This is a genomic window from Stenotrophomonas sp. YJH_SMC_123 (genome assembly GCF_059368215.1).
In genome coordinates, this window is record NZ_JCAFRM010000002.1 from 155,665 (window position 1) to 180,918 (window position 25,254).

Genomic DNA, 25,254 nt, shown 5'->3' on the forward strand with positions numbered 1-25,254 from the left:
GCTACAGCTGCGATTCCACCGGCAGCCAGCTGATCACCCGCGACAACCAGCGCTTGCGCGCCGTTGCCCCTGGCTCGGCCTCCACCCAGTGGGGGGGCGGTTCGCGCTCCAGCCAGCGCAACCGGCGGCGGTCGTCCAGTGCCAGCCACCAGCTGTGCCTGGGGTCAGCCAGGCGCAGGTATTCGTCCCGCAGCTGTGTACCCAGCACCGGATCGTCGAACAGCACACCCATTTCAGTGTTCAGGTAGGCCGAGCGCGGGTCCAGATTGAAGGAGCCGACGAAACCGCGGCGGTCATCGATCAGGAATGCCTTGGTGTGCAGGCTCGCGCCGCTGCTGCCGAACACGCCGGCATCGCCCGACTGACCCTGTGCCTTCAGCTCGTACAGGTGGACGCCGGCTTCCAGCAGTGGCACGCGGTAGCCCATGTAGCCCCCGTGCACGGCGGCGACGTCGTTGGCGGCCAGCGAGTTGGTGACCACGCCCACCTGCACGCCCCGCCCGGCCATTGCCGAAAAGCCATCGAGGCCCTCGTTGCCGGGCACGAAGTAGGGCGAGATCAACAGGGCCTTGTGCCGGGCGGCCTGCAGCTCGCTGATCAGGGTCGACACCAGCCAGGTGGCGCGATCATCCCTGCGGTGCTTCATCGGCGGGTCCGACACGATGCGCACGGCACCGCTCCAGTGCAACGGCTCGGGGCTCGGGCGCTGCCGCTGGCGTGATTCGGCCACGCGCGCAAGGTAGGGGCGGGCCACGTCCCGCTGCGCCTCGTGGTCCGATTCGCGCACCAGCAGGCGCAGTTGTGCGTCGGTATGGAAGGCAAGCGCGGATACCGGGATGGCGGTTTCGCTGTTCCAGTAGTCGTCGAAGATCCGGTTGGCCTGCTCCACGGCGGGGCCGGCGACCAGCAGGTCCAGATCCTGGAAGTTCACGTCGGTGCGCGCGCTGAAGTACTCCTCGCCGATGTTGCGGCCACCGACGATTGCGACGCGGCCATCGGCGATCCAGCTCTTGTTGTGCATGCGGTGGTTCACGCTGAAGAAGCGCTGCACCATCTCCACCATGCGCAGGATGCCGGTCCGGTTGCGGAACGGGTTGTACAGGCGGATCTCGATGTTCGGATGGGCATCGAGCGCCATCATCAGCGCGTCCTTGTCCTTGGCATTCATGTCATCGAGCAGGATGCGCACGCGCACGCCGCGCTCGGCGGCGTCGTACAGCGCCTTGGCCATCAGGTGGCCGATCAGGTCGTCGTGCCAGATGTAGTACTGCAGGTCCAGGCTGCGGCCGGCCTGGGTGGTGATCATCGCGCGGGCGGCGAAGGCATCCATGCCATCGCTGAGGAAGGCCACGCCCGACTGGCCGGGATGGGCCGCCTGCAGCGGCACGATCTGCTGGTCGATGCGGGTCTGTGCCGGCTGCAGCGGCAGCACGTGCGAAGGCGCGCCATGCGCCTGCGGCGTGAGATGGTCGGCCAGCAGCAGCCCGGACAGGACCAGCAGCACCAGCACGGCGAGGATGACCGCAGCAACACGCAGCAGGCGTCGCCACAGCGGCTTGGGCAGGCTCATGCCCCGATGGTAGAGCCACGCCATGCGTGAAGGAATGCCTGCAGGATCGACAGGGGGTCAGAGCCCCTGCCTTCGGCACGGGATCCGACCCCCGGATCCCTCTCCACGGGAAAGGGCCCTGACCCGCACACCTCAGAACCGCTCGTCGCTGCCCAGGTAGCGCCACTGCCCCGGCGGCAGCGGCCCCAGCGCCACGCGTCCGATACGCAGGCGGCGCACGGCCGTGACCTGCAGGCCGGCGGCGCTGACCGCCACACGCAGCCCCTTGGCCGTCAGGCCCTTGCCGGCGAAGCGCAGGCGCTGCTCGCTCTGCCAGCTGACCTTGGCGCCGCCCGATTCCTGCTGCAGCCGCGCCATCAGCCACGGCCCGCGCTCGGGACCGCCTTCGGCCACTTCGATCAGGTATTCCTGCTCGGTACGGCCCAGGTTGCGCTGCAGGTGGGCCAGCGTGGCCGGATCCTGGCTGACCACCACCAGCCCGCTGTCGCTGGCCGGCAGCGAGGCGGCCAGCTGCAGGCCGTGGAAGTGACGCTGCAACGGGCGGATGTCGCTGGCATCAAGTTCGCTGCGGCTGTCACTGCTGACCAGGGCACACAGGGTTTCGGCGGCGACACCGGCCGGCTTGTGCAGCAGCATGCTGACCCGCTCGGCCTTTTCATCGCTGGCCTGTTCGGCCACCACGATCACCGCGCTGCCATCGACCGGGCGCTGCGGCTGTTCCACCACGTCGCCGTTGACCGTGACCCAGCCGCCTTCGATGTAGCGCCGCGCTTCGCCGCGCGGGATGCCGAGCAGGGCGGACAGGCGTTTGTCGAGACGGATCGGTTCCATGGCAGGCAGGTCGGGCAGGGGGCGCGCAGTGTAGCTGCTGCGGCCGGTCAGCGCTGGCCGCGGTTGGCCAGCTCGGTCAGGTACAGGCGGGTATCGAACTCCAGCTGCAGGTAGTCCGGCTCCATGTGCTGGCACAGCTGGTAGAAGGCCTTGTTGTGGTCGGCTTCCTTCAGGTGGGCCAGCTCATGCACCACGATCATGCGCAGGAACGCCGCGGGTGCCTGGCGGAACACGGTCGCGATGCGGATCTCGCGGCTGGCCTTGAGGCGGCCGCCGTGCACGCGGGAGATGGCGGTGTGGGTGCCCAGCGCGTGCTTGATCACTTCCAGCGTATTGTCGTAGCAGACCTTGTTGAGCGGCACCGACTTGCGCAGGTAACGGTCCTTCAGCTCCTGGGTGTAGTCGTACAGCTGGCGGTCGCTGCGCACCTCGTGCGGGTCGGGGTAGCGCTGCTGCAGCCAGGGGCCGAGCCTGCCCTGCGCCAGCAGCTCGCTGACCTGGGCAACCAGGGGTTCGGGATAACCGGTGAGGTACTTCAGGACTGCCATGCAGGGGCGGCGGGGCGTCGGTAGAATGGGGCATCCAAGATTACACGCGGTACGCACCGACCATGGCAAAGCCCAACGCGCTGCAGGAACAATTGCTCAAGGCCGGCCTGGCCAAGAAGTCGCAGGCCAGCGCCGCCGCACGCGAGCAGGCCAAGGCCCGCCAGGGCAAGGCCGAATCGACCTCGGCCGAGGTCCAGCGCGAGGCTGAACGTGCCCGCGCCGAGAAGGTCGAGCGCGACCGCGCACTGGCCGCCGAACGCAATGCCCAGGCCAGGCAGGCTGAACAGAAGGCCCAGGCCAGGCAGATCATCACGGCCCATGCCGTACCCCACAAGGGCGACGACGAGTACCGCTTCAGCGATGGCGCAGCGATCCGTACCCTGCTGATCGACCCCAAGCTGCGCAAGGCGCTGTCGGTGGGCGTGCTGGTCATCGTCGCCCACGGCGAGGGCTATGCGTTGCTGCCCCGCGCCGCCGCCGAAAAGGTGCGTGAACGCGCACCCGAAGCAATCATCGTCGACCACGGCCAGCCGGGCTCGACCGCCGAGATCTCCACCGGCAACGCAGAAGACGACGCCTATTACGCCCAGTTCCAGGTGCCCGACGACCTGGTCTGGTAAGCAAAAAGGGGACGGAGGGGATTAAGCCGCAATCGGCCTGATCGGATCCGTCGGCGTTCTGTTTGGCATCCTGAAGAGCAGCCGAGCATGGCTCGGCTCTACATGAAGGCCTTCCTTTTTGCCGGGGTGTATCGTCCCCATATCGGGCGACACACCTGCGGAGGATAGCCATGGCCACCGGTTGGGCAGGAGACGGCGCGGTCCAGGACCAGATCGACGCCACCGTCGACGACGCGATCGCCCGCGCGCGGCGCCAGCTGCGCGACGGCCCCGGTCTGGACCACTGTGAGGAATGCGACGCGCCGATCCCGTTGGCGCGGCGCCAGGCTGTGCCTGGTGTGCGGTTGTGCGTTGCGTGCCAGCAGGCGCGGGACGACGAAGACCAGGCGCATGCCGGGTACAACCGGCGTGGCAGCAAGGACAGCCAGCTGAGGTAAAGGGGTGTTTTATTGCAGGGCTGCGCCCTGCACCTGCAGAAGCAACGTCAACATCAAAGGCGCCATCCATGGCGCTCACTGATCTGGCCCCCCCTCAACCGGACCCACCCCGCCTTCGACAGATTTCCGCGATCTGTTGGAACCTGCTGCTGATGGTGGGTGCCGACCGTTGGTCAGCACGGGGTCGGATCCAATTTTGACTATCGATATCTGACAGATGTGCCGACCAACGGTCGGCACCCACCAACAGCGCGCGGAATCTGTCAGAGGTGGGGCGGTGTGGGTGGGCAGGACCGTTGGCGCCATGGATGGCGCCATCGAGCCCCCAGGGGTGAGGGCGCTTTGCTTGCGAAGCACTGCTTCGCAAGCGCCCGAACGCACAGCCGCCAGCGGCTGGGCCGGACCCCGGAGGGGGGTTTACGGCGTGTCCTGACCACCCACACCGCCCCGCCATCCCACGGAATGCCGCTCTTGATCTTGCTTCGGCTTCGGCTTCGGCCTCTGCAGGTGCAGGGCGCAGCCCTGCCGAAAACTCCACCCTCAACCGTCGCCCTGGATGCCGCCGGGGGCCTGCGCCGGGTCGCGCCAGCGCCGTACCGTGCGCTGGAAGAACAGGTTGTTCGGCAGCTGCAGCACTGTGCCCTCGTGGCCCTCGCCGGTCTCCTGCAGCGTGGTGTAGATCAGGTTCACGTCGATCACCCGGCCCTTCAGGCCCGGCTTCTCGCCGTTCTCCAGCACCTCGATGTAGTCGTGCAGGCGGAACGGGCGGGTGGTGAAGATCAGCAGCGTGCAGAAGATGTTGGACAGCACGCTCCAGGCCGCGAAGAAGGCCACCGCGCCCACGGCCGCGAAGCCGGTGAACGCGGTCCACAGCACCGAGGGCTTCGCGCCGAGCAGGCTGAGGATGTACAGCAGGGCACTGAAATAGACCACGAAACTGGTGATCCGGCGCGCGCCCATCACCATCTCGGGCGGCAACGTGTAGTGCTCGGCGAAGCGGCGGATCAGGCGCCGGGCGAGCACGCGCAGGAGCCACGCGACCAGAAGCACCCCTACGATCTGCAGGGCGACGCCGGCGTAGTTCAACCACGGGTGGGTCCAGGGCGGCAGGTGATCCTTCAGCGACAACATCATGGGGCGACAACAGGTGGCAATAACGACCTTCGATGTTACCCGGCGCGTGCCGGGGATTCGACCGCCGGGCCCCAGGCCAGGCACACCAGCGCCTGGCGGTGCTGTTGCAGGCAGGCACGGCCGTTACCGGGGTGCAGCTGCAGCGACAGGCCCAGTGCCTGCAGCACGACGCAGGCGGCGATCACCAGCAGGGCGGCGCAGGTTGGGCTGGACATGGCAGGACTCCTGGACGGCAATTTCGCGAAGGACCTTCCATGGATGCAGCAGGTGTCGAAAAGGTTGCACGGCAGTGATCGTCGTCCGGCTCTAAACCTTTTCCCGGGCCGCCGCATCCAAGCGATATGCTCGACACCACCATGCCCGCGCCGCCTGCCGCCCACGACGCCGTCGATGAAGCCGCCCTGGTGCGGGCGGCCGCCGCCGGCGATACCTCGGCCTATGAACTGCTGTACCGGCGGCATGCACCGCGCGTGTTCGCCGTGCTGTGGCGGCTGTGCGGGGGCCAGCAAGCGCGTGCCGAAGACGCCTTGCAGGAAGCCTTCCTGCAGGCGTGGAAGGCGCTGCCGGGGTTCCGTTTCGAGAGCAGCCTGTCGACCTGGCTGCATCGCCTGGGCGTCAACGCTGCGCTGATGGAACTGCGTGGGCGCGCCGCCGGGCAGGACCACGACAGTCTTGATGATGTGGACGGAGGACTGCAGGAACTGGCCGTACACGACCGCTGCGCCGGTACCGAGCGCGACCTGGAGCGCGCGCTGGCGACGCTGCCGCCGAGGGCGCGCGCGGTACTGGTGCTGCATGACATCGAGGGCTGGAAACACCAGGAGATCGCCGCGCAGCTGCAGATGGCCGTCGGCAGCTCCAAGGCACAGTTGCATCGTGCGCGCGGCCTGTTGCGCGCACGGCTGGGAGACATGACATGAGTACACACGAACACGATTCCGACCACGATCTGGTGGCCCGACTGCGCGCGCTGCCATCCGAACGCGGCCTGCCCGCCGATGGCTGGGCGCGGTTGTCGGCGCAGCTGCCGCCGCGTGAACCACAGGCGGCGCCTGCGCCGACCGGCAACGTGGTGGTGCTGCCGGGGCGTTCGCGCCGGCGCTGGTGGTTGCCGGTGGGGGCCGCACTGGCCGCAAGCCTGGCGCTCTACGCGGTGGCGCCGTGGCGCCATGCGCAACCGGACGCGCCGGTGCCGTCTACCCTGCAACTGCAGGCCGCGGCGATGACCGAGCAGTACCAGCAGGCAGTGGCCTCGTTGCCCGCAGGCCGGGCGCCGGAATGGCAGCCGGCGCTGCACGAACTCGATGAAAGCGCGGCACAGATCCGGGCCGCGCTGGCGCAGGATCCACGCGCGCCGCATCTGCTTGGCCAGCTCAAGCGCACCTATGCGTTGCGGCTGGAATTGACCCGGCAGGCGGCCTATGCCGCCGAGTCCGGCCTGACGACCTGAGGAGACCCCCGATGACACGAACCCTGATGACCTGCTGCGCCGCGCTGTTGCTGCTGCCCGCGGTGGCCCTGGCTGACACACGGATCGACGAGCGCCACAACCTGGCCGCCGGCGGCCGCATCGAACTGAGCAACGTGGCCGGCAAAGTGAGCGTGCGTGGCTGGGACCGCAACGACGTGCAGCTCACCGGTACGCTAAGCGATGGCCTGCAGCTGCGCCAGGAGAAGAGTGCCAACCGCGTGCGCTGGGAGATCGAGTATCCGCGTCGCAACAACAACGGCGGCGCGACGCTGGTGCTGAACGTGCCGCGCTCGGTGGAACTGCTGCTGAGTACGGTCAGTGCCAGCCAGGACATCAGCGGCATCGATGTGCGCCGCCTGCAGGCCGACACGGTCAGCGGCAGCCTGAGCGCCTCCGGTCGCAGCGGCGACAGCAAGCTCAATACGGTCAGCGGCGGTGTCATCGCGCGCCTGCAGACGCCGAAGCTGGACGTGAACACGGTCAGTGGCCGCATCGAAGCCGGCGGCGGCGCGTCCGGTGACATCGGTGCACAGACGGTATCCGGCCGGGTCGAGGTCGATGCCGGGCGGGTGCAGCGGCTGGCGGTGGAAACCGTGTCGGGCAGCATCGACCTGTCGGCGGCCGGGCTGGCGCCGGGGGGCCGTATCAATGTCGAATCGGTGAGCGCGTCGGTCAACCTGCGCCTGCCACGCACGGTTTCGGCGCAGCTGTCGGTGAACAGCTTCAGCGGGTCGATCAACAGCGACGCCGGCCAGGTGGAACGGCCGCGCTACGGCCCGGGCAGCCATCTCGATACTCGGCTCGGGAATGGCGACGGTGACATCCGCATCCAGTCGCATTCGGGCAGTGTGCGGGTACGCCTGGATCGCTGAGCGCGGTCCGGCAGGCCGCGGCGGCAGCGCCGCCGCGGTCGGAGCTGGGTCAGCTGGCTTTCTTCAGCGCCCAGGTAGTGCCGAGGACTTCGATCTTGCCACCGGCCTTGCGGAACGCTGCCAGGTCCGAAGCGATCGAATCGCTGCTGACCACGGTGCTGGCGGCCGCGCCCTTGCGTTCGCTGCGGATGCTGTTGCTGGCCTTCGCGGGGGTCTTTGCCTTGCGGGGCATGGTTGCTCCTGTCAGGTGGAAGGGGAGGAAAGCGCCCAGGCATCGGCCTGGCGCAGGTAGTCCTGCCGCTCGCGGCGGCAGTCATCGCCGCCCATCGAGAACTGGCGGCAGATCGCCGGGCGCTGCGAGTAGATCGTGCAGCGCAGGTGATAGGGATCGATCGCCGCGCACCAGCCTTCCTCGTTGCGCGCCATCACGGCACGGCCGTGGGTGTCGCGTGACAGGAACTGGCCGGGCACGTGGTCGCCGGGCTGCAGCAGCACGGGCAACCGGCAACAGACCGCGTCACAACGGCGGCAGTCGATGGGTGCAGGTGCTGCGTCAGGTTGTAAGGCCTCAGGGGCCTGGCGGGTGCCCAAAGCGGGTCTCAATGGCGGCTCAGGTGCTGCGCGGACCATGAACGAGCCAGGAAGGCATGGCCGCTAGGCCCGCTGGGCGGGCCAGGCTGCACCGTGGACACACACCGGCATGGCCGGTGGAAGGGGCAGCAGGGTTCTAGCCGACCAAGAGTAACTTAGACCGCGTAACGTTTTGTTAATCCTGGCTGGCTGCCGCCAGCGCAAGGCCCTGGACCACGCCCAGCGAGGGCTCGCCGTGGACCATGCGGGCGCCCGGGAAGGCGGCCGCCACCGCCTGGCGCAGGTAGCCGGCGCGGGACATGCCACCGGTCAGGAACACGGCATCCGGGTCGCCGCCGATGTCGCTGCGGACCTGGGCCAGCAGCTCGCGGATCTGCTCCAGGTAGCCATGGGCGGCGGCGGCCAGGCCGTCGGCGCTGCTGTCGGCATGCAGGTCGCGGGCGATGTAGTCCAGCGTGCTGCGGTGCTCGCTGGCAGCGCTGAGGGCGATCTTGGCGCGTTCGACGTCACGGTACAGGCGGGCGGTGTTGCCGGTGTCCTGCAGGGCCTGCAGGCGCTCGCCCCAGGGCGCGTCGACATGGTCGTACTTGTGCAGGCGGAATTCGCGCTGGCGGGTCATGTCCTGCACGGTGGCCGCTTCCACGTAGTGGTGGGCCGGTACGCGGGTGATGCCGCGGCCGAACAGCGGCATGTAGCTGGACAGGCTCAGCGCCAGGTCGATGTCGGTACCGCCGCGAGCGATACCCCAGGCGCGGTGGATGCGCGGGGCGTCGTCGCCGCCGACTTCGGCATGGGCGATGTCGGTGGTGCCGCCGCCGATATCGACGATCACCGCCTGGTGCCGCTCGCGGCTTTCGGCGTGGTAATGCATGGCCGCCGCGGCTGGCTCCTCGAGGAAATCAACCTGGTCGAAGCCGGCCTGGGTGGCCGCTTCACGCAGGATGTCCAGCGCCTGGTCGTTGCCGGCTGCGCCGATCGAACTGCGGAACTGCACCGGGCGCCCGAGCAGGGCGGCGCGCAGCGGCCGGCCGAGCTGGGCATTGGCGGTCAGGCGGATGTGTTCGAGGATGTGCGCGGCGATGCCGGTGATGGTCTGCTTCGCGCGCGGGTGCAGGTTGTAGCCGAGCATCGACTTCGGGCTCTGCACCAGGTTGCCTTCGTGTTCCTCGAAATAGGCTTCCAGCGCTTCGTCGCCGTAGACCGCGTTCTGCAGCAGGTCGTTGGCGCTGCGTTCCTTGCCGGCGCGGGCTTCCATCCATTCCCGGCGCAGCGCGCGCAGGGCTTCGCGGCGCAGCGCCTGCGGCGTGCGTTCCTGGCCGGCGGCGCGCGCCGCGCGCGCGGCGCTGTCGATCATCTGCTGCAGCTGGTGTTCCTGGCCGTCGTCGAGCTGGAAGTCGTCCGGGTCGGGCACCACGCCGGGGAAGTACACACTGGTGCGGAACTGCTCGGCGTCGCCGAAGCGGATCGGCAGCAGTGTTCCCTCATGCACGATGGCGGCGGCGGAGTTGCTGGTACCGAAGTCGATGCCGAGGCGCATGGGGAGTTCCGGGGGGCGATCAGGGGCCGCGCACTCTGCTGCAGTTCGCCGCCGACTGCAAGTTCCTGCGGCCTCCCATTCCGTATCGGGAGGCCGGATCGGGTCAAGCCGGGAGCCGGGCGCCGTCCGGAAAAGGGCAGGCGAGCCGGGCGGTTACAATGGCGGCTGTTGATTCACTTTGAGGTACTTGCTGATGTCTTCTGCCCCCGCCTGCCCGCAGTGCACCCTGGAAAACACCTATGCCGATGGCGCGCTGTGGATCTGCGCCGACTGCGGCTTCGAATGGACCGCCGAGGAAAGTGCCGGTTCGACCCTGGTCGTGCGTGACAGCAACGGCAATACCCTGCAGGCCGGTGACACGGTCACCGTGATCAAGGACCTGAAGGTGAAGGGTTCCTCGATCCCGCTCAAGCAGGGCACCGTGATCCGCAACATCCGCCTGGTCGAGGACGATGCCGAGCACATCGAAGGCAACTCGGACAAGATCAAGGGCTTGGTCCTGAAGACCTGCTTCCTCAAGAAGGCCTGACCGGCCTTCAGCGCCTGGCCTGCTGCTGTGCGCGCCAGCGGGCCAGGCTGTCCAGCTTGGCCTGGTAGCGCGCCTGCTGCGGGGCACCGCCCAGCGCCTGCGCGCGCAGCAGTTCACGATCGGCGCGCTTGAGCTGGCCGGCCAGGAAATAGGCCCGCGCCAGCCCGAAGTGGAACTGGTGTGCGGTGTCGTACAGGCGCACGGCCTGCCGGTAATAGCGGATCGCCTGATCCAGTCGGCCGGCGCGTTCGGCCTCGGCGCCGAGCATGTACTGCGCGAACGGATCCTCGCGCTGCACCGACTGCAGGCGCTGCTCCAGCGCCTGCGCCTGCATGATCATGCCCAGCTTCCGGTACAGCGCGCTGGCGTTGGTCAGTGCAGCGTCCTGGCGGCCGTCCAGTCGCAGCGCCGTTTCCAATGCCCGGCGCGCGGCGGCGGTATCGCCCGTACGGTTTTCCAGCACGCCCAGGTTGTTCCAGGTGGCGGCGAAGCTGTTGTCCTGTGCCAGCGCGGCATTGAAGAAGGTGCGTGCACCCACCAGATCGCCGCTGGCCATGCGTTCGGCGCCGCGGTTGTTGTAGAAGTGTGCCAATGCCCGTGCCTGGCTGATCGGCAGCGGCCCGCGGCGGTCGTACAGCACGTTGCGATCCAGATCGACGGTGGCGAAGCGGCCGGCGAAGCCGACCCCGGCATTGACGTGGCCGACGCTGTAGACCAGGCCCTGGGCCTGGTCCTGGTACCACGACACGACCTGGCCGACTTCCTGCACGCGTGCCTGGATGCCGGCTTCGCGTGCCAGCGCGACGAACATCAGGGTAAAGGCCAGGCAGTTGGCGCGCCGCTGCTGCCAGATCTCGCTGACGGTGAAGGTCGCATCGGCGTCGTACTGCAGGTCCAGACCGTGGCGGTCGAAGATCATCTCCACCAGCGCCTGCAGGCGCTGCTCGCGGGAGTAACCGTGATTGATCACCTGCGTGCGCAGCATGTCGCGCATCGCCGGTGGAATCGCGAACACCTGCTGCGGCGTCGGCATCGCCGGAGTGGCGGTGCTGGCAACGGCCAGCGGCGCGGCCGTTCCCGGATGATCCTGTGCGATCGCGGACGGTGCTGCCAATGCGGCCAGTGCGAGCAGAACGAATCGGGCGGCAGGACGGTACATGACGGCTCCCGGCAGCGGCGGGCGCTCCCGCCTGAGGCGAGTGTAGACCTGTGCGCGCACCGCTGCAGCGACCGTTGGTCGGTCCGCACGTTCATCCACAACCGGTGTGGACCAGCGCTCGGGAAAGCTGTGGACAACCGCGTTGCGGCCTAGTGCGAAGGGCGTTGTGAGGACGTGGTGAAAAAAGCGACAGCTTGCCCGTCAACCGCGCAGGCGGGATGATCCGGGCATGGACTTTTCCCCGCTGACGCTCGCTCCGGCGCAGTGGCAGGCGCTGCAGGACAGCTATGCAACGCCACCACGCGCCTACCATCACTTCGGCCACGTGCGCGCGGTGCTGCAGCACTGCCAGGAGGTTGCCGACGGCCCCGGCTGGCAGCAGCCGGCCGAGGTCTACCTGGCCGTGCTCTACCACGATGCGATCTACGTGGCGGGGCGAAAGGACAACGAAGCACGTTCGGCGCAGATGGCCCTGCAGGCGATCACGCAGGCGCCGGAACTCGCCGCTGTCGATGCCGCCCGGGTCGAGCAGCTGATCCTGCTGACCGCCCGCCATGGCGCGCTCGGCCCGGACGATGTCGATGCCGAGGCCGCGCTGTTCCTGGACTGCGACATGGCGATCCTGGCCGCGCCGGAACCGGTGTTCACCGCCTATGACCGGGGCGTGGCCGAAGAGTACAAGGGCGTGGTGCCGGGCTTCCTGTATCGCGCTGGCCGCCGCCGTTTCCTGCAGGGCCTGCTGCGCGCACCGCGCATCTTCCTCAGCGAGTTCTTCCACCAGCGCCTCGACGCGGCCGCGCGCGACAACCTGCGGCGGCAGCTGGGTCGCTGAGCCAGCCCGCTACACTGGGGCCCGTTTCCACCGATTGCCGCTTCCAACCGTGTCCGTCCCTGATCCCGATCCCCGTCCGCTGCCGCCGGAAGAGCCCGGTCCCAACGAATGCTGTGGCAGCGGTTGCCCGCTGTGCGTGCTGGACCTGTATGCCGACGAGCTGCAGCGCTATCGCAAGGCGTTGGCCGAATGGCAGGCGCGGCACCCGGAGGCCTCCGCATGAGCCGCGCGCGTCCGGCGGCGCTGCTGGCGCTGGCAGCCCTGGTTCTGTTCCTGGTTACCGCGCTGTGGACCCAGTTCGCACGCACCGACCTGGACTGGGTGCGGGCCACGCTGAGCCTCTACCTGCACGGGCCGTGGGGGCTGGCGTTGCGTGCGGCGTACTGCCTGCTGGCACTGGCGATCACCCTGCTCGGCATCGCCCTTTATCGCGGCAGCATCGGCCCGCGGCGCAGCGCGGCGGCGCCGCTGCTGTTCACGGTCTCGGCGCTGGGCCTGGCCACGGTCGCCATCGGTGACAGCTGGCTGCCCGAAGCAACCCCGCTGCTGGCACCGTTCATCCACGGGTTGGCGGCCAACACTGCGTTCCTGTGTGCCAGCGTCGGCATGCTGCTGCAGGCCTGGTACCTGCGCCGCGAACCGGGCTGGCAGTCTGCCGCCGGCCTGCTCTGGGGCTGGGCCTGGCTGGCCTTCGTGCTGCTGTGGCTGCACGTGCTGTGGCGTGGCGGGCCGCCGCGCGGGCTGGGGCAGAAAGTGGTGATCGTGGTGATCGTGGGCTGGCTGCTGTATCTGGCGCTGGCGCTGTATCGGCGCAGTCGTCGCGCCGCAGCCTGCTGAAACCCCAACGGCCTGCACCGGTACGTGCCGTGCACGTGGAGGCAGCGTATCGTGTGCGCATTCCATCGGGGCTGCGATATGAAGCGTGCAGGGCTGGGCAGGGTAATGGGCGTGGTGCTGGCGCTGGCCGCACTGCCGGCAACCGCGGCAGCGACCGTGCAGCAGTTCAGCCACGGGCGGTTCGAACAGATTCCGGTGCATATGCCGGCCGGTACCCCGCAGCGGGTGGTGATCTGGTTCCACGAACCGACTCCCGGTGGCGATACCAGCCGTCTGCCGATCGAGGCCCTGCGTGCCGACGGTGCGATGGTCGCCGCCGTGGACATCGCGCACCTGCGCGGCGTGCTCAAGCGCGAAGGCAACCCGACCTGTTCGTTCGGTTCCGGCGATGTCGAGAATTTCTCGCGCTGGCTGCAGGCCTCGCTGCATCTGCCCGGGTACCACCTGCCGCTGGTCGGCGGCGATGGCGAAGGCGCTGAAATGGCCTATGCGCTGGCTGCGCAGGCCGATACGCAGGTGTTCGCCGGCCTGCTCACCACTGGTTTCTGCCCGGACCACAACCACGAGCGCATGGTCTGCGGCGATGGCGTGAAGCGCAACACGCTGCAACCCGCCGAACTGAACTTCCCGTGGTTGAGTGCAGCCGGTGATCACGGCTGCAAGGCGGGCGAGGCCAGCGGTTTCGTGCAGCAGGTGGCGATGGCGCGCGAGTTCAAGCGCACGGCGCGTGGTGATGCCTCACCGGGCCTGGTGGCTGCAGCGCGGGTGATGGGTGCGCAGGCAGGCGTCAGCCTGGCACCGCCGCCGGCCGCGCTGAAGGGCCTGCCGGTGGTGGAAGTACCGTCGACCGGCAACGGCGACACGCTGGCCGTGTTCGTCTCCGGTGATGGTGGCTGGGCCGGCCTGGACAAGGATGTGGCGTCGTCGCTCAACGAGCACGGCGTGGCCGTGGTCGGCATCGACTCGCTGCGCTACTTCTGGAGCGAGCGCACGCCGAAGGGTTTCGCTGCTGACCTGCAGAAGATCATCGATCACTACCGCCAGCAGTGGCACCGCGACAAGGTGATGCTGATCGGTTTCTCGCAGGGGGCCGACGTGCTGCCGGCGACCATCAACCAGCTCGATGCCGATACCCGTGCAGCGCTGGACCGCATCGTGCTGCTGTCGGTAGGCAAGAAGGCCGACTTCGAGTTCCACGTCAGCAACTGGCTGGGCGGCGGCGGCGACGGCCTGCCGATCGCGCCGGAAGTGGCCAGACTGCCGGCGGAGAAAACGCTGTGCGTGTACGGCGACAAGGATGAGGACGCACTGTGCCCGGACCTGCCGGCCAATGACGGTGTGAAGAAGGTGAAGCTGCCGGGTGACCACCATTTCGGTGGTGACTATGATCGGCTGGCCGAGGTGATCCTCAAGGGCGGTATGTAGCGCTTGGTAGACGCCGACCTTGGTCGGCGCTGGGGCTGAGGGCGCCTTGGGGATGAGCGTGTCGACCAAAGTCGACACCTACCGGGCGGCAGGTGGCGCCGGGTATGCCTGGTGGTGCGGGGCGTCAATTGCGCCGCGGGTCCAGCGAGATCAGGCGCGTGGCATCCAGCAGTGCGGCCGGCAGGTGCATGCCACCGGGCGCAGCGAGATAGCGTGGCCGCCACTGCGGGTCGAACTTCGACTTGAAGCGGCGCAGGCCACTGAAGCCGTAGAAGCGTTCGCCATGCCGCGCCAGCAGGCCGGCCAGGCGGTTCCAGCGGCCGGCCAGGCGATGCTGCGCCAGCCCGGACAGTGGCGCCATGCCCAGCGAGAAGCGTGCATAGCCCTGCGCGCGGCCCCACAGGAACAGCTCGATGAAGAGGAAGTCCATCGTGCCCTTCGGCGCCTCGTTGACGTGGCGCATCAGGTCCACCGACAGCTCGGCACCGGCCGGCGCCTGCCACAGGTTGGCGAACGCCACGATCTGGCCTTCGGCCTCGACCAGTGCCACCGGGAACCGCACCAGGTAATCCGGGTCGTAGCTGCCCAGCGAAAAGCCCTTTTCGTCGCCGGCCTTGTCTTCCAGCCACGCGTTGGAGATCGCGTGCAGGCGCGGCAGCAGGCTGGGAATTTCCTCCACCGGTGCCACACGGAAGGACAGGCCGCCGCGCTTGCCCCGGTTCCAGGCCTGGCGCAGGTCCGCACGTTCGCGGCCTTCCAGGCCGAAATCGTGCAGCGGCACCATCGCTTCTTCGCCCAGCTTGACCAGGCCCAGGCCCAGGTCGAGGTAGGTCTGCCAGTAGGACTCGCCGACCTGGTAGAACACCGGGCGCAGGCCGAGCCGGTCGGCTTCCTCGCGGAAGCGCCAGATCAATGCGCGGGCGACCTCCGGCGGGCCGACCGGATCGCCCATCGCGATCAGCGAACCGCCGTAGCGCTGCATCATCACGAAGCCCTGTTTCGCCTCGTCGCGCAGCACCGCCTTGTCGGCGGTCAGTACCAGGCAGGCCTGGGTATCGGTGGCACCGGCCAGTACCGGCGCCAGTGATTGCAGCGTGGCCTCGTCGGCGGCTGGCAGCGGGCTGCGCGTGCTGTGCAGCAGCCGCGCCAGGCCGAACATCACCAGCGCGATCGCCACGACCAGCAACGCGCGCAGCGCGCGTGGTGCGTTGCCGGATATCGCAAACTGCCACCACAGCTCGTTCTGGTACTCGACATGGCTGTAGGTGAAGAACAGCAGCCAGGTGACCGCGACCAGCACCAGGCCGAGGTTGCGCAGCCACGGCCATGACCAGGCTTCGTCCAGCAGCGCGCCCTGGCGGTAGAACTCGCGACGTGCGGCCCACAGTGCCATCGCCACCAGCACTGCCGAGACGGCGATCAACAGTTGGCCACCCCGCAGCCACAGCGGCAGCGGGGTGATCACGCACACCGCCATCGCCAGCACCCACGCGGCGTGGCTGCGCCGGGCCAGGCCCTGGCCGATCAGCAGCAGTGCGACGCCGCTGAGGCTGCCGATCAGGTGCGAGGTCTCCAGGATCGGCAGCGAGGCATTGACCAGGTGACGGCGTGGCGTCGGCAGCGTGCCGTCGATGACCAGTGCGGCGCCGATGCTGAACACCGCCAGCGCGATGATCTGCGGCAGCCACGGGCGCAGCGCGTTCCAGCCCGCACGGGTTGCCCCGGCGCTGGCCTGCAGCGGTTGGCGCAGGGCGGGCGCAAGGGCGAGCAGGGTGGCCAGCACCAGCGGCAGCACGTAGTAGGTGACGCGGTAGATCAGCGCCGCTGCCAGCACCGCCGCCGGTGCCACCTGCGGCAACAGCTTCAGCAGGCTCCACTCGAACACGCCAAGGCCGGCGGGCACGGTCGAGACCAGGCCGGCCAGCACGGCCACCAGGTACAGGCCGACGAAGCCGGGCAGTCCGGTAGGCGTGGAGTCCGGCAGCAGCACGTAGAACGCGGCACTGGCCAGCACCAGTTCGATCACGCTCAGCACGGTGACGCCGATCATGGTGCGGCGGTCGGGCAGCCACAACGCATGGCCGAACACGCTGAACTGCCGTCCATCGCGGCCGACCAGCAGCACGGTGCCGAGATATGCGAGCAGGGCGACGATGCCGACGATGCGCACGGCATCGGGATTCAATGGCAATGCCAACGCTGCCGCTGCAGGTTCCATGCACAGTGCCACGCTGATCAGCAGCCATGCCCCGAACACGAAGCCGAGCGTGCTCATCAGCACCACCTGGCCGATCTGCGCCAGGTCCAGGCCGGCGCTGCGGTAGCCACGCAGGCGCACCGCGCCGCCGGTCAACGCGGCAAAGCCCACGGTCTGGCCCAGCGTGTGCGCAAGGAACGCGGTGATGCCGACTCGCGCAGGGTGCACGCGGATGCCGCTGCGACGCAGGCCGATGGCATCGAAGCCGATCAGGCAGGCGTAACTGGCCAGGCCGAGTACCACGGTGAGCGCGATCTGCATGCCACTGAGCTGGCGGAACGCCTGGCGGATGGCCCGGTAGCCGTGCTCGTCGAACTCGTTGGCCAGGCCGTGCAGGGCCAGGGCGAGGATCAGCAGCGGGATGACGATGGTGGCAACCCGCTTCCAGGCAGGCGTGGAAGGGGCAGTGGTGGAATCGACGGGGACGGTCATCGGCGCAAGGGTGCGGCAGGAGGGGCGAGGGCGGTGTCAACGCGGGCGTGGCGCATCGTGCGCCTGTCATCGTCATTTGACCAGTGGGACCGTCGGAGCCCGGTAGTGACGTGTCGCGGAAGGTGCCCGTGCACCCACCGTCGACCGGATTGGAGGACAATGCAGGCCTGATCACCCGCAGGAGCCACGCCCATGATGGAGCGTTACGACGTCGGACCGCGCATGTCCGAAATGACCGTGTACAACAAGGTCGCCTACCTCTCCGGCCAGATTCCGGAAGACACCAGCCAGGACATCACCGGACAGACCCGGCAGGTGCTGGCGGAGATCGACAAGCTGCTGGCACTGGTCGCCAGTGATCGCCAGCACGTGCTGCGCGCGGAAGTGTTCCTGGCCGATATCGCCGACTTCGACGGCATGAACAAGGCGTGGGACGAGTGGGTGGTCGAGGGCGCGACCCCGGCCCGCGCAACCTTCGAAGCCAAGCTGGCCCACGCCGAGTGGAAGGTCGAGATCGTGGTGACGGCGGCCGTGCCGTAACTGCGGGATGGGGCCGGATCCCTTTCCCGCGGAAAGGGATCCGCCCTGTTACAGGGGCAGCAACTCGATGCAGTCCACCGGGCACGGCGGAATGCACAGTTCGCAACCGGTGCACAGATCGGCAATGACCGTGTGCATGTACTTGGCGCCGCCGACGATGGCGTCCACCGGGCAGGCCTGGATGCACTTGGTGCAGCCGATGCAGTCGGCTTCCACGATCAGCGCCACCTGCGGCACCTTGTGTTCGCCACGCGAACGATCAAACGGAATGGCAGGCACGCCCAGTACCTGCGCCAGCGCGCGCGCGCCGGCATCGCCGCCCGGCGGGCAGCGGTCCACGCCCACCTCGCCGCGTGCCATCGCCTGCGCATACGGGCGGCAGCCGTCGTAGCCGCACTGCCCGCATTGGGTCTGCGGCAGCAGGCGGTCGAGGCGTTCGGTCAGGGGCGGGATCAGGCTCATGCGTGGCGAAGGCTGCGCGTCGGGGTTACTTCAGGGGTTTGCCACGGAACCAGCGCTCGTGGGCCAGCGCCAGCATCGGCTTGTCTTCGGAACTGTCACCGTAGGCATGGATGCGCACGTAGCGCGACAGATCGAACTGGCGACGGATGTGCTCGACCTTGCGCGGGCCGCAGTCGCCACCGGCATAGCGACCGGTCAGGCGGCCGTCCTGGCTTTCCAGCCGGTTGCAGATCAGCTGCAGGCCCAGCTGCTCGCACCATGGCCGCAGGTACAGGTCCAGCGAGCCGGACACGATCACCACGGTATGCTGCTGTTCCCTGTGCCAGCGGATCTGCTCCAGCATTTCCGGGCGCACCACCTCGGGCAGGAACTCACGCGAGAAGCCTGCGGCCAGCGTGGAGATGTCATCGCTGTGGCGGTTGCTGAAGGTCAGGCGGGTGACGCGTGCACGGATGCGTTCGGCCGAGATCAGTTTCAGCTTGTATGCGGCCAGCCACGGTCCGACCTTCCACCACGCCTGCGCCAGCTGTTCGGCGGTGGCCACGCGGCGCAGGAAACGGCCATAGGTATCGCAGGTGGTCACGGTGTGGTCGAAGTCGAACAGCGCCAGTTCCATTCCATTGCTTCCCATCGCGTTGCCTCCGCTGGCCGATGCTGCCGGCAGGCGCGGCGGTGGCCGCGCCCGCTGCAGGCATCAGCGGACCGGCATGCCCGGCTGCGCGCCGCTGTCGGCGTCCAGCAGCGCCAGCGCGCCGCCGTCGAAACCGGCCGACAGGATCATGCCTTCGCTCAGGCCGAAGCGCATCTTGCGCGGGGCCAGGTTGGCGATGAACACCACGCTGCGACCGACCAGGGCTTCCGGCTCGCCGTAGCTGCCACGGATGCCGGAGAAGATCTGGCGCTTGCCCAGTTCGCCGGCATCCAGTTCGAAGCGCAGCAGCTTGTCCGAACCTTCCACGAACTCGCACACCAGCACCTTGCCGATGCGCAGGTCGAGCTTGGCGAAATCGTCGATGCCGATATAGGCCGGAGCATCGGCGCTCTTCGCGTCGTCCTTGGCCGGGGCCGGTGTGGCCGGCTTGGCGGCGTCGGTCCTGGCGGCGGGGGCGGCAGCGGCGGCCGGCTGCAGGGTGTCCTTGGAGGCGTCGATCATGGCGTCAATCTTCTTCGGGTCGATACGGGTGAACAGCGGGGTGTAGTCGGTGATGCGGTGGCCCAGCAGCGGCTGTGCCAGTTCGGTCCAGTCATTGACCGGCGCGGCCAGGAAGGCCTCGGCCTGCGCGGCGGTGGCCGGCAGCACCGGCTTCAGTGCGGTGACCAGCACGCGGAACAGGTTCAGGCCCTGGCTGCACACGGCCTGCAGCTGCGCGTCGGCGCCTTCCTGCTTGGCAATGACCCACGGCTTGACGTCGTCGATGTAGCGGTTGGCTTCGTCGGCCAGGGTCATGGTCAGGCGGATCGCCGCAGCCGGGTCGTTGCGCTCGTAGGCTTCGCGGATCGGCGCCAGGCCGTCGACGAAGCGCTGGTACTGCGCCGCGTCGGGCAGCTGCGCGGCCAGCTGGCCGTCGAAGCGCTTGCTGATGAAGCCGGCGCAGCGGCTGGCCAGGTTGACGAACTTGCCGACCAGGTCGGCGTTGACGCGGGCGATGAAATCACCCAGGTTCAGGTCAAGATCGTCGACGCCACCGCCGGACTTGGCGGCGTAGTAGTAGCGCAGCGCTTCCGGCTCCAGGCCGGCATCGAGGAAGGTACGTGCCATCACGAAGGTGCCGCGCGACTTGCTCATCTTGGCGCCGTCCACGGTCAGGTAGCCATTGACGTGCAGGCGGGTCGGCGCGCGGTGGCCGGTACCGTGCAGCACCGCCGGCCAGAACAGGCCGTGGAAGTTGACGATGTCCTTGCCGATGAAGTGGTGCAGTTCGGTGGCGGTGCCGGCGCGCAGGTGCGCTTCGAAGTCTTCGCCGAGCTTGCCGCACAGGGTCTGGAAGCTGGACAGGTAGCCGATCGGCGCATCCAGCCAGACATAGAAGTACTTGCCCGGCTGGCCGGGAATCTGGAAACCGAAGTACGGCGCATCGCGCGAGATGTCCCACGCGCGCAGGCCACCTTCGGCGTTGAGCCACTCACCCAGCTTGGCCTTCACGCCCGGCAGGGCGACATCGCCGGCCAGCCATTCGCGCAGGAATGCATCGAAGTGGCCCACCTCGAAGAAGAAGTGCTCCGAATCGCGCATTTCCGGCGTGGCGCCGGAGATGACCGAACGCGGCTCCTTCAGGTCGGTCGGTGCATAGGTCGCGCCGCAGACTTCGCAGTTGTCGCCGTACTGGTCGGGGCTGCCGCAGTTCGGGCAGATGCCCTTGACGTAGCGGTCGGGCAGGAACATGCCCTTGGCCGGGTCGTAGAACTGGGCGACCGAACGGCGGCTGATGTGGCCGGCCGCTTCCAGCTTCAGGTAGAACTGCTCGGTCAGTGCCTTGTTGGCCGCCGAGTTGGTCGAGTCGTAGTGGTCGAAGGCCACGCCGAAGGCGGCGAAGTCACGTTCGTGGCTGGCCTGGATGTTGGCGATGAAGGTTTCCGGGGTGACCCCGGCCTTTTCCGCGGCCAGCATGATCGGCGTGCCGTGGGTGTCGTCGGCGCAGACGAACCAGGCCTTGCCGCCGCTCATTCGCCGCGCACGCACCCAGATGTCGGCCTGGATGTAGCCGACCAGGTGGCCCAGGTGCAGCGGGCCGTTGGCGTAGGGCAGGGCGGTGGTGACGAGCGCGGTACGGGTCATGGTCGCGGGGTGAAGCCGAGGGGAACCGCAGAGTATCGCATGCCCGCAAGGACGTGACCCGGCCGGGGCCGGGTCACGGGGATGAAGCGGGGGCCGGGGCGCTTATTCGCGCTGCCAGGTCTGCGCGCGGCAGATGAAGGCGATGCAGCCGGACACGTCCAGCCTGGTGCCACCCGGCTGCAGCTCCATCTTCGACTTGTAGGTCTTGCCGTTGGCCGGGTCGAGGATGGTGCCGCCGGACCACTTGTTGGCGCCATCGGCCTTCAGGTTCCAGAGGATGGTCATGCCCTTCACCGGCTTGTTCCTGTTGGCGCCTTCACATCCATCGCAGACCGGGTTCGGGCCCTTGTCCGAGTGCAGGATGTCGACCACCTTGCCGGTCAGGGTGCCGTTGGCGGCTTGGCTGATCTCGACGATCGACTTCACCTTGCCGGTCTTGTCGTCGATGGTCTTCCAGCGGCCGGCGGCGCCGTCGGCGGCCTGGGCCGACAGGGCGGCCAGGCACAGCGGCAGTGCCAGCAGCAGGGTCTTGAAGGTGTTGCGCATGGTCCCCTCCCAGGGTTCATTCCGGCACGGTGCCGGCATGGGTCGACTGTATACCCATTCGGCGGGGTATGGGGAAGGGGGGGGCTTTGCAGGGCTGCGCCCTGCACCTGCAGAGGCAGCCGCAACAGCCGGAGCAACAGCAAAAGCGGACTTGCTGAGGGATGGCGGGGCACTGTGGGTTTGCGGGGCCGCCGTAAACCCGTCCCTGGGGGCTTGGTCGCCGCATCCATGCGGCTCACACCCCGCAAACCCACAATGCCCCGCCTTCGACAGTTTCCGGCGATCTGCCGGTGCTGGTGCGGTTGGTGGGTGTCGACCTTGCTCGACACAGATCCATGCCATGCGTGGATAAGACGGACCGTGGGAATGCGGGGTCAGATCCCTTTTCCGTCGGAAAAGGGATCTGACCCCCGGGGACGTCAACCGGCTTCGTACAGCTCCAGCGGCAGGTCGTCGGGGTCGGCGAAGAAGGTGAAGCGGCGGCCGGTGTACTCGTCCACGCGGATCGGTTCGCACACTACGCCGTGCGCTGACAGGCGCTGGATGAAGGGTTCCAGCGTGGCCACGCGGAACGCGAGGTGGCGCAGGCCCTGGGCTTCCGGGCGGCTGGGACGGGGCGGCGGCGAGGGGAAGGAGAACAGTTCCAGCTGGCCGCCGTCGGGCAGGGCCAGGTCCAGCTTCCAGGAATCGCGCGCGGCGCGGTGGTTCTCGGCCAGCACGCGCAGGCCGAGGATGCGCACGTAGAAGTCTTTTGAACGTGCGTAGTCGCTGCAGATCAGTGCGGCGTGGTGGATGCCCAGCAGGGCACCGGAATCGGCGGTCATTGCAGGGTGTCCAGCCAGCGCTGGGCGATCTTCAGCGCCAGCGGATAGGGTTCGGGGTCGTTGCGGTTGGTCAGAACGATCACGGTCAGGTGTTTTTCCGGGTGGCGCACGATCACGTTGCGGAAGCCGATGCTCTCGCCGCTGTGCCATTGCACGGGGCCATTCAGCCGCCAGCCGAACCCGTAGTGCGGTACATCCGGTTCGGGCGTCGATGTGGCGGGGCTGAACATCGCGCGGCGCGAGGCCTTCGACAGCAGGCGGTCGTCGTACAGCGCCGCATCCCAGCGGGCCAGGTCGTCCAGCGAGGAATAGATGCCGCCATCGCCGAGCACGGCGCTGGTGGTGCTCTGGTCGGTGCGCCGCCAACGGCCATCGATCCAGCTGTAGCCATAGGCGCGTGCGGCGATGGTATCGATGCCGTCCTGATGGGCCACGGTGTGGGCCATGCCCAGCGGGCGGAAGATGCGCTGTTGCAGGAAGGCTGCGAAATCCTGGCCGGAGGCACGGCCGACGATCAGTGCCAGCAGCGCATAGCCGCTGTTGCTGTAGTGGTACTGCGTGCCGGGCGCGAAGTTCAGCCGGTCCTGGCGCGACAGCAGGGTCAGCACATCGGCGTCATGCACCTGCCGAGCATCAGCCGGGTCCATCAGGTCTTCGTAGTCGGGCAGGCCACCGGTATGCGAGAGCAGCTGGCGGATGGTGATGGCGGCCGCAGCCGGGGGCAGTTCGGGCAGCCATTGCCGGGCAGGTTGGTCCAGCCCGAGCCGGCCATCTTCCACCAGCAGCAACACCGCCGCAGCGGTGAACTGCTTGCTGACCGAGGCCAGCCGGAAGTTGCTGGCCGCGGTGACCGCCGTGCCGTCCTCCACCACCGCCAGGCCATAGCCGCGCCGGAATACCGGTTTGCCGTCATGCAGCACCAGTACGGCGGCGCCGGGCACCTGGCCGTCGTAGGCCTGCATCAGGCCGTCGATGCCCGCATCCGGTGGGGCCAGCACCGGTGCGGCAACGGTGGCCAGCGGCAGCAGGCCCAGCACGGCGGCGAACAGGGCGACGGCAGGTCGCATGGCGGCTCCGGAAGGCTCAGGGTGACGGGGCGGGCGTGGCGCTGGCCGGCTGGGCCATCCAGCGTTCCATCTTGCGGTCCAGCACGTCCAGCGGCATCGAGCCGTCCTTCAGCAGTTCGGCGTGGAAGCGGCGCAGGTCGAAGGCGGCGCCCTGGCGCGCCCTGGCCTTGTCGCGCAGGGCGACAATGGTGGTCAGGCCGGCCACGTTCGACAGTGCCTGGCCAGGCTGGGCCATGACCCGCTCGACTTCGGCGTTGGCATCGTCGCTGCTCATGTCCACGGTCTTCTGCAGGTAGGTGACAGCCTGCTGCTTGCTCCAGCCCTGGGCATTCACGCCGGTATCGGCCACCACGCGGGCGGCGCGCAGCAGGCGCGAGTACAGGTAGCCGATGCGGTCGTAGGGATCGGTGTAGATGCCCAGGTCCTCGCCCAGCGTTTCGGCGTACAGGCCCCAGCCTTCGACGAAGGCGAGATCGCCACCGAGGCGGCGGAAGCGCGGCAGCTTGGCCAGCTCCTGCTGCAGGCCCAGCTGCACGTGGTGGCCGGGGATCGCTTCATGCAGGTACTGCACCGGCACGTTCCAGCGCTTGCGGCCGGGCAGGTCGCGGGTGTTCACGTACAGCACCGCGGATTGCCCGGGCAGTGCCGGCTGGTAGGCAGCGGCAGCGGCGGTGAGCGCACGCTCCGGTTCCACCGCGCGTACGTCCAGCGGCGCCTTCGGCAAGGTATCCAGCACCTGCGGCAGGCGTGCGTTGACCTGCTGCTGCACCTGGCGGTAACGGTTGATCAGCGCATTGGCATCGCCGTACTGGAACTGGCGGTCGTTGCGCATGCTGCGCAGCAGCTTGGTGGGGGTGCCGCGCAGCTTGGCATCCTTCATCACCGTGGCGATCTGCGCCTGCAGTTCCTGCACGCGTTGTTCGCCCAGCGCGTGCAGCTGCGCGGCGGTCTGGTCGCTGGCGGTGGTCTGCACGATCAGGCTGGCGTACCAGGCCTGGCCATCGGGCAGTGCGCCCAGGCCGCTGCTGGCGCGCGTGGCCGGCAGGTATTCGGTGGCGATGAAGCCGCGCAGGGCGCGATAGGCCGGCATGATGCGCAGTTCGATCATGCGCTTGTACTCGGCGCTGATGCGCGCCTTGTCCTCGGCCGGGATGGTGTTGGGCATGGTGCGGATCGGCGACCAGAAGATGCTCTCTTCGGCGGTCGGCTTGATCACCGCATCCAGTTGCGGCAGCACTTTTTCCATCAGGTCGCGCGGCTGTACCACGCCGGCCTTCATGCCTTGGCGCATGTTGTCGATGGCCTGGTCGAACAGTTCGGGAATGCCCAGCGAACGGCGCGACCAGGTGTCGTAGTCCTGCACGGTGTTGAATGGCTGCGCGCCGGCACCGGCACCGAGGATCGCCATGATGCTGCCGATGTTGTAGTACTGGCTGATCGGCATCATCCAGCTCGGGCAGCGCTCGGCGGCCAGCGAGGCGCGTGCGTCGCGCACGAAGATCTCGTAGCTGAGCAGGTCCTGGCCCTGCAGGCCATCACTGCCGAGCTTCTCGACCTTGCCCAGCCATTGCGTGGTGAAGTCGTGCGACTGCTGGCGCCAGGCGGCGGACAGGATGTTGGGCAGCTGGTCGTTGTAGCGGGATTCGCCCTGGAAGGTGGCCTGCAGCGGGTTCAACCGCATCGAGGCATCCCAGTACTCGTCGTACAGGCGCTCCAGCTGTACCTGCTTGGGTACGGCACGGGCCGGCGCGACCGGACGCGGCGCGGCGCGGCGTGCCGAGCTGCCACGCGCCGGCGCGGTGGCGCGGGCGGGCCTGGCCTTGGGCTTGGCAGCCTGGCGGGTCTGCGCGGCGGCAGGGCGGCTGGCTTTCTTTTTCGCTGCTTCGGCCGACGGCACGGCACTGAACAGGAACAACGCGGCGATGGCGGCGGCCAGGGCGCGGGTGGGATGCGGCAT

Annotated in this window: 28 protein-coding genes; 11 read left to right on the top strand and 17 right to left on the bottom strand. The window is 68.4% G+C overall.

Annotated elements, in window-relative coordinates; genetic code table 11:
- Nucleotide 1 precedes the first annotated feature (1 nt).
- From AC5P5W_RS05560 to AC5P5W_RS05570, 3 genes are all read right to left on the bottom strand, one after another.
- Nucleotides 2–1,594, bottom strand: a complete 1,593-nt coding sequence (locus AC5P5W_RS05560; RefSeq protein WP_197575445.1) for a phospholipase D-like domain-containing protein — start codon at nt 1,592–1,594, stop codon at nt 2–4.
- Between the two features lie 108 nt (nt 1,595–1,702).
- Nucleotides 1,703–2,401, bottom strand: a complete 699-nt coding sequence (locus tag AC5P5W_RS05565; RefSeq protein ID WP_046431915.1) for an RNA pseudouridine synthase — start codon at nt 2,399–2,401, stop codon at nt 1,703–1,705.
- Nucleotides 2,402–2,448: 47 nt separating this feature from the next.
- Nucleotides 2,449–2,949, bottom strand: a complete 501-nt coding sequence (locus tag AC5P5W_RS05570; protein WP_014647976.1) for a M48 metallopeptidase family protein — start codon at nt 2,947–2,949, stop codon at nt 2,449–2,451.
- Between the two features lie 62 nt (nt 2,950–3,011).
- Here AC5P5W_RS05570 and AC5P5W_RS05575 point away from each other — a divergent pair, with 62 nt between their 5' ends.
- A complete protein-coding gene (locus AC5P5W_RS05575) occupies nt 3,012–3,569 on the top strand; it encodes a DUF2058 domain-containing protein (protein ID WP_014647975.1) in 558 nt (185 codons plus the stop codon).
- A 170-nt stretch (nt 3,570–3,739) separates the two neighbouring features.
- Nucleotides 3,740–4,006 carry a DksA/TraR family C4-type zinc finger protein gene (locus tag AC5P5W_RS05580; protein WP_075077037.1) on the top strand — a complete coding sequence of 89 codons (267 nt, stop codon included), beginning with the start codon at nt 3,740–3,742 and terminating at the stop codon, nt 4,004–4,006.
- 540 nt (nt 4,007–4,546) lie between these two features.
- Here the strand turns inward: AC5P5W_RS05580 and AC5P5W_RS05585 are convergent.
- Nucleotides 4,547–5,140 carry a mechanosensitive ion channel family protein gene (locus tag AC5P5W_RS05585; RefSeq protein WP_014647973.1) on the bottom strand — a complete coding sequence of 198 codons (594 nt, stop codon included), beginning with the start codon at nt 5,138–5,140 and terminating at the stop codon, nt 4,547–4,549.
- A gap of 35 nt (nt 5,141–5,175) precedes the next feature.
- Complete coding sequence (locus tag AC5P5W_RS05590; RefSeq protein WP_197575442.1) at nt 5,176–5,355, bottom strand: hypothetical protein; 180 nt, start codon at nt 5,353–5,355, stop codon at nt 5,176–5,178.
- Between the two features lie 126 nt (nt 5,356–5,481).
- Between AC5P5W_RS05590 and AC5P5W_RS05595 the strand changes: the two genes are divergently transcribed.
- Genes AC5P5W_RS05595 through AC5P5W_RS05605 form a run of 3 tightly spaced genes read left to right on the top strand, consistent with a single transcriptional unit; the run spans nt 5,482 to nt 7,483 of the window.
- Nucleotides 5,482–6,060, top strand: coding sequence for a sigma-70 family RNA polymerase sigma factor (locus tag AC5P5W_RS05595; RefSeq protein ID WP_197575440.1), 579 nt, complete (start codon nt 5,482–5,484; stop codon nt 6,058–6,060).
- Nucleotides 6,057–6,590: a hypothetical protein gene (locus AC5P5W_RS05600; RefSeq protein ID WP_046431913.1), complete on the top strand. Its 534-nt coding sequence runs from the start codon at nt 6,057–6,059 to the stop codon at nt 6,588–6,590. Before AC5P5W_RS05595 ends, AC5P5W_RS05600 begins: the two co-directional genes overlap by 4 nt.
- Nucleotides 6,591–6,601: 11 nt before the next feature.
- Nucleotides 6,602–7,483: a DUF4097 family beta strand repeat-containing protein gene (locus AC5P5W_RS05605; RefSeq protein ID WP_069116188.1), complete on the top strand. Its 882-nt coding sequence runs from the start codon at nt 6,602–6,604 to the stop codon at nt 7,481–7,483.
- Nucleotides 7,484–7,532: 49 nt separating this feature from the next.
- Here AC5P5W_RS05605 and AC5P5W_RS05610 read toward each other — a convergent pair whose 3' ends face one another.
- The 3 genes from AC5P5W_RS05610 to AC5P5W_RS05620 all read right to left on the bottom strand — a co-directional run bounded on the left by AC5P5W_RS05610 (nt 7,533) and on the right by AC5P5W_RS05620 (nt 9,611).
- The gene (locus AC5P5W_RS05610) at nt 7,533–7,715 is read right to left on the bottom strand and encodes a hypothetical protein (protein WP_005410566.1); all 183 of its coding nucleotides are present in this window, start codon (nt 7,713–7,715) and stop codon (nt 7,533–7,535) included.
- An 11-nt stretch (nt 7,716–7,726) separates the two neighbouring features.
- A complete protein-coding gene (locus tag AC5P5W_RS05615) occupies nt 7,727–8,020 on the bottom strand; it encodes a YkgJ family cysteine cluster protein (RefSeq protein WP_053462562.1) in 294 nt (97 codons plus the stop codon).
- A 229-nt stretch (nt 8,021–8,249) separates the two neighbouring features.
- Nucleotides 8,250–9,611 (bottom strand): Hsp70 family protein, encoded by a 1,362-nt coding sequence (locus tag AC5P5W_RS05620; RefSeq protein ID WP_495220904.1) that lies wholly within the window; start codon nt 9,609–9,611, stop codon nt 8,250–8,252.
- Nucleotides 9,612–9,804: 193 nt separating this feature from the next.
- Between AC5P5W_RS05620 and AC5P5W_RS05625 the strand changes: the two genes are divergently transcribed.
- Nucleotides 9,805–10,140, top strand: coding sequence for a zinc ribbon domain-containing protein YjdM (locus AC5P5W_RS05625; RefSeq protein WP_010482882.1), 336 nt, complete (start codon nt 9,805–9,807; stop codon nt 10,138–10,140).
- A gap of 7 nt (nt 10,141–10,147) precedes the next feature.
- On the opposite strand, the gene AC5P5W_RS05630 is transcribed toward AC5P5W_RS05625, so the two are convergent.
- Entirely contained in the window at nt 10,148–11,299 is a 1,152-nt protein-coding gene (locus tag AC5P5W_RS05630; RefSeq protein WP_053494994.1) for a tetratricopeptide repeat protein, read from the bottom strand.
- A 229-nt stretch (nt 11,300–11,528) separates the two neighbouring features.
- On the opposite strand from AC5P5W_RS05630, the gene AC5P5W_RS05635 reads away from it, so the two are divergent.
- The 4 genes from AC5P5W_RS05635 to AC5P5W_RS05650 all read left to right on the top strand — a co-directional run bounded on the left by AC5P5W_RS05635 (nt 11,529) and on the right by AC5P5W_RS05650 (nt 14,393).
- On the top strand, nt 11,529–12,131 hold the full coding sequence (locus AC5P5W_RS05635; RefSeq protein ID WP_014647966.1) for an HD domain-containing protein: 603 nt from the start codon (nt 11,529–11,531) through the stop codon (nt 12,129–12,131).
- A 49-nt stretch (nt 12,132–12,180) separates the two neighbouring features.
- Complete coding sequence (locus AC5P5W_RS05640; RefSeq protein WP_032958663.1) at nt 12,181–12,354, top strand: oxidoreductase-like domain-containing protein; 174 nt, start codon at nt 12,181–12,183, stop codon at nt 12,352–12,354.
- Nucleotides 12,351–12,968, top strand: a complete 618-nt coding sequence (locus AC5P5W_RS05645; protein WP_014647965.1) for a DUF998 domain-containing protein — start codon at nt 12,351–12,353, stop codon at nt 12,966–12,968. Before AC5P5W_RS05640 ends, AC5P5W_RS05645 begins: the two co-directional genes overlap by 4 nt.
- A gap of 78 nt (nt 12,969–13,046) precedes the next feature.
- Nucleotides 13,047–14,393 (top strand): virulence factor family protein, encoded by a 1,347-nt coding sequence (locus AC5P5W_RS05650; RefSeq protein WP_032958666.1) that lies wholly within the window; start codon nt 13,047–13,049, stop codon nt 14,391–14,393.
- 124 nt (nt 14,394–14,517) lie between these two features.
- Here AC5P5W_RS05650 and mprF read toward each other — a convergent pair whose 3' ends face one another.
- Nucleotides 14,518–17,082, bottom strand: coding sequence for a bifunctional lysylphosphatidylglycerol flippase/synthetase MprF (gene mprF / locus AC5P5W_RS05655; protein ID WP_014647963.1), 2,565 nt, complete (start codon nt 17,080–17,082; stop codon nt 14,518–14,520).
- A 192-nt stretch (nt 17,083–17,274) separates the two neighbouring features.
- Between mprF and AC5P5W_RS05660 the strand changes: the two genes are divergently transcribed.
- Nucleotides 17,275–17,622, top strand: a complete 348-nt coding sequence (locus tag AC5P5W_RS05660) for a RidA family protein (RefSeq protein ID WP_005418155.1) — start codon at nt 17,275–17,277, stop codon at nt 17,620–17,622.
- Between the two features lie 48 nt (nt 17,623–17,670).
- Here AC5P5W_RS05660 and rnfB read toward each other — a convergent pair whose 3' ends face one another.
- From rnfB to AC5P5W_RS05695, 7 genes are all read right to left on the bottom strand, one after another.
- Nucleotides 17,671–18,084 (bottom strand): Rnf electron transport complex subunit RnfB, encoded by a 414-nt coding sequence (gene rnfB, locus AC5P5W_RS05665; protein ID WP_014647962.1) that lies wholly within the window; start codon nt 18,082–18,084, stop codon nt 17,671–17,673.
- 25 nt (nt 18,085–18,109) lie between these two features.
- Nucleotides 18,110–18,700: an HAD-IB family hydrolase gene (locus tag AC5P5W_RS05670; RefSeq protein WP_197575361.1), complete on the bottom strand. Its 591-nt coding sequence runs from the start codon at nt 18,698–18,700 to the stop codon at nt 18,110–18,112.
- 78 nt (nt 18,701–18,778) lie between these two features.
- Nucleotides 18,779–20,860 (bottom strand): methionine--tRNA ligase, encoded by a 2,082-nt coding sequence (gene metG, locus AC5P5W_RS05675; RefSeq protein WP_014647960.1) that lies wholly within the window; start codon nt 20,858–20,860, stop codon nt 18,779–18,781.
- A gap of 102 nt (nt 20,861–20,962) precedes the next feature.
- Complete coding sequence (locus tag AC5P5W_RS05680; protein ID WP_032958676.1) at nt 20,963–21,406, bottom strand: DUF2147 domain-containing protein; 444 nt, start codon at nt 21,404–21,406, stop codon at nt 20,963–20,965.
- Between the two features lie 419 nt (nt 21,407–21,825).
- Nucleotides 21,826–22,230, bottom strand: coding sequence for an SMU1112c/YaeR family gloxylase I-like metalloprotein (gene gloA2, locus AC5P5W_RS05685; protein WP_014647959.1), 405 nt, complete (start codon nt 22,228–22,230; stop codon nt 21,826–21,828).
- Nucleotides 22,227–23,297, bottom strand: coding sequence for a serine hydrolase domain-containing protein (locus tag AC5P5W_RS05690; RefSeq protein ID WP_046431895.1), 1,071 nt, complete (start codon nt 23,295–23,297; stop codon nt 22,227–22,229). The genes gloA2 and AC5P5W_RS05690 overlap by 4 nt, the downstream gene beginning before the upstream one ends.
- Nucleotides 23,298–23,313: 16 nt before the next feature.
- Entirely contained in the window at nt 23,314–25,254 is a 1,941-nt protein-coding gene (locus AC5P5W_RS05695; RefSeq protein WP_495220909.1) for a DUF885 domain-containing protein, read from the bottom strand.

What these genes read in the sequence shown, in the direction of transcription:
- AC5P5W_RS05565 (WP_046431915.1), bottom strand. Translation starts at nt 2,401, where the DNA reads ATGGAACCGATCCGTCTCGACAAACGCCTGTCCGCCCTGCTCGGCATC.
- AC5P5W_RS05600 (WP_046431913.1), top strand. Translation starts at nt 6,057, where the DNA reads ATGAGTACACACGAACACGATTCCGACCACGATCTGGTGGCCCGACTG.
- AC5P5W_RS05575 (WP_014647975.1), top strand. Translation starts at nt 3,012, where the DNA reads ATGGCAAAGCCCAACGCGCTGCAGGAACAATTGCTCAAGGCCGGCCTG.
- AC5P5W_RS05695 (WP_495220909.1), bottom strand. Translation starts at nt 25,254, where the DNA reads ATGCCGCATCCCACCCGCGCCCTGGCCGCCGCCATCGCCGCGTTGTTC.
- metG (WP_014647960.1), bottom strand. Translation starts at nt 20,860, where the DNA reads ATGACCCGTACCGCGCTCGTCACCACCGCCCTGCCCTACGCCAACGGC.
- AC5P5W_RS05610 (WP_005410566.1), bottom strand. Translation starts at nt 7,715, where the DNA reads ATGCCCCGCAAGGCAAAGACCCCCGCGAAGGCCAGCAACAGCATCCGC.
- AC5P5W_RS05645 (WP_014647965.1), top strand. Translation starts at nt 12,351, where the DNA reads ATGAGCCGCGCGCGTCCGGCGGCGCTGCTGGCGCTGGCAGCCCTGGTT.
- AC5P5W_RS05625 (WP_010482882.1), top strand. Translation starts at nt 9,805, where the DNA reads ATGTCTTCTGCCCCCGCCTGCCCGCAGTGCACCCTGGAAAACACCTAT.
- AC5P5W_RS05570 (WP_014647976.1), bottom strand. Translation starts at nt 2,949, where the DNA reads ATGGCAGTCCTGAAGTACCTCACCGGTTATCCCGAACCCCTGGTTGCC.
- mprF (WP_014647963.1), bottom strand. Translation starts at nt 17,082, where the DNA reads ATGACCGTCCCCGTCGATTCCACCACTGCCCCTTCCACGCCTGCCTGG.
- AC5P5W_RS05635 (WP_014647966.1), top strand. Translation starts at nt 11,529, where the DNA reads ATGGACTTTTCCCCGCTGACGCTCGCTCCGGCGCAGTGGCAGGCGCTG.
- AC5P5W_RS05690 (WP_046431895.1), bottom strand. Translation starts at nt 23,297, where the DNA reads ATGCGACCTGCCGTCGCCCTGTTCGCCGCCGTGCTGGGCCTGCTGCCG.
- AC5P5W_RS05630 (WP_053494994.1), bottom strand. Translation starts at nt 11,299, where the DNA reads ATGTACCGTCCTGCCGCCCGATTCGTTCTGCTCGCACTGGCCGCATTG.
- AC5P5W_RS05620 (WP_495220904.1), bottom strand. Translation starts at nt 9,611, where the DNA reads ATGCGCCTCGGCATCGACTTCGGTACCAGCAACTCCGCCGCCGCCATC.
- AC5P5W_RS05605 (WP_069116188.1), top strand. Translation starts at nt 6,602, where the DNA reads ATGACACGAACCCTGATGACCTGCTGCGCCGCGCTGTTGCTGCTGCCC.
- AC5P5W_RS05585 (WP_014647973.1), bottom strand. Translation starts at nt 5,140, where the DNA reads ATGATGTTGTCGCTGAAGGATCACCTGCCGCCCTGGACCCACCCGTGG.
- rnfB (WP_014647962.1), bottom strand. Translation starts at nt 18,084, where the DNA reads ATGAGCCTGATCCCGCCCCTGACCGAACGCCTCGACCGCCTGCTGCCG.
- AC5P5W_RS05560 (WP_197575445.1), bottom strand. Translation starts at nt 1,594, where the DNA reads ATGGCGTGGCTCTACCATCGGGGCATGAGCCTGCCCAAGCCGCTGTGG.
- AC5P5W_RS05580 (WP_075077037.1), top strand. Translation starts at nt 3,740, where the DNA reads ATGGCCACCGGTTGGGCAGGAGACGGCGCGGTCCAGGACCAGATCGAC.
- AC5P5W_RS05650 (WP_032958666.1), top strand. Translation starts at nt 13,047, where the DNA reads ATGAAGCGTGCAGGGCTGGGCAGGGTAATGGGCGTGGTGCTGGCGCTG.
- AC5P5W_RS05660 (WP_005418155.1), top strand. Translation starts at nt 17,275, where the DNA reads ATGATGGAGCGTTACGACGTCGGACCGCGCATGTCCGAAATGACCGTG.
- gloA2 (WP_014647959.1), bottom strand. Translation starts at nt 22,230, where the DNA reads ATGACCGCCGATTCCGGTGCCCTGCTGGGCATCCACCACGCCGCACTG.
- AC5P5W_RS05590 (WP_197575442.1), bottom strand. Translation starts at nt 5,355, where the DNA reads ATGTCCAGCCCAACCTGCGCCGCCCTGCTGGTGATCGCCGCCTGCGTC.
- AC5P5W_RS05680 (WP_032958676.1), bottom strand. Translation starts at nt 21,406, where the DNA reads ATGCGCAACACCTTCAAGACCCTGCTGCTGGCACTGCCGCTGTGCCTG.
- AC5P5W_RS05595 (WP_197575440.1), top strand. Translation starts at nt 5,482, where the DNA reads ATGCTCGACACCACCATGCCCGCGCCGCCTGCCGCCCACGACGCCGTC.
- AC5P5W_RS05670 (WP_197575361.1), bottom strand. Translation starts at nt 18,700, where the DNA reads ATGGAACTGGCGCTGTTCGACTTCGACCACACCGTGACCACCTGCGAT.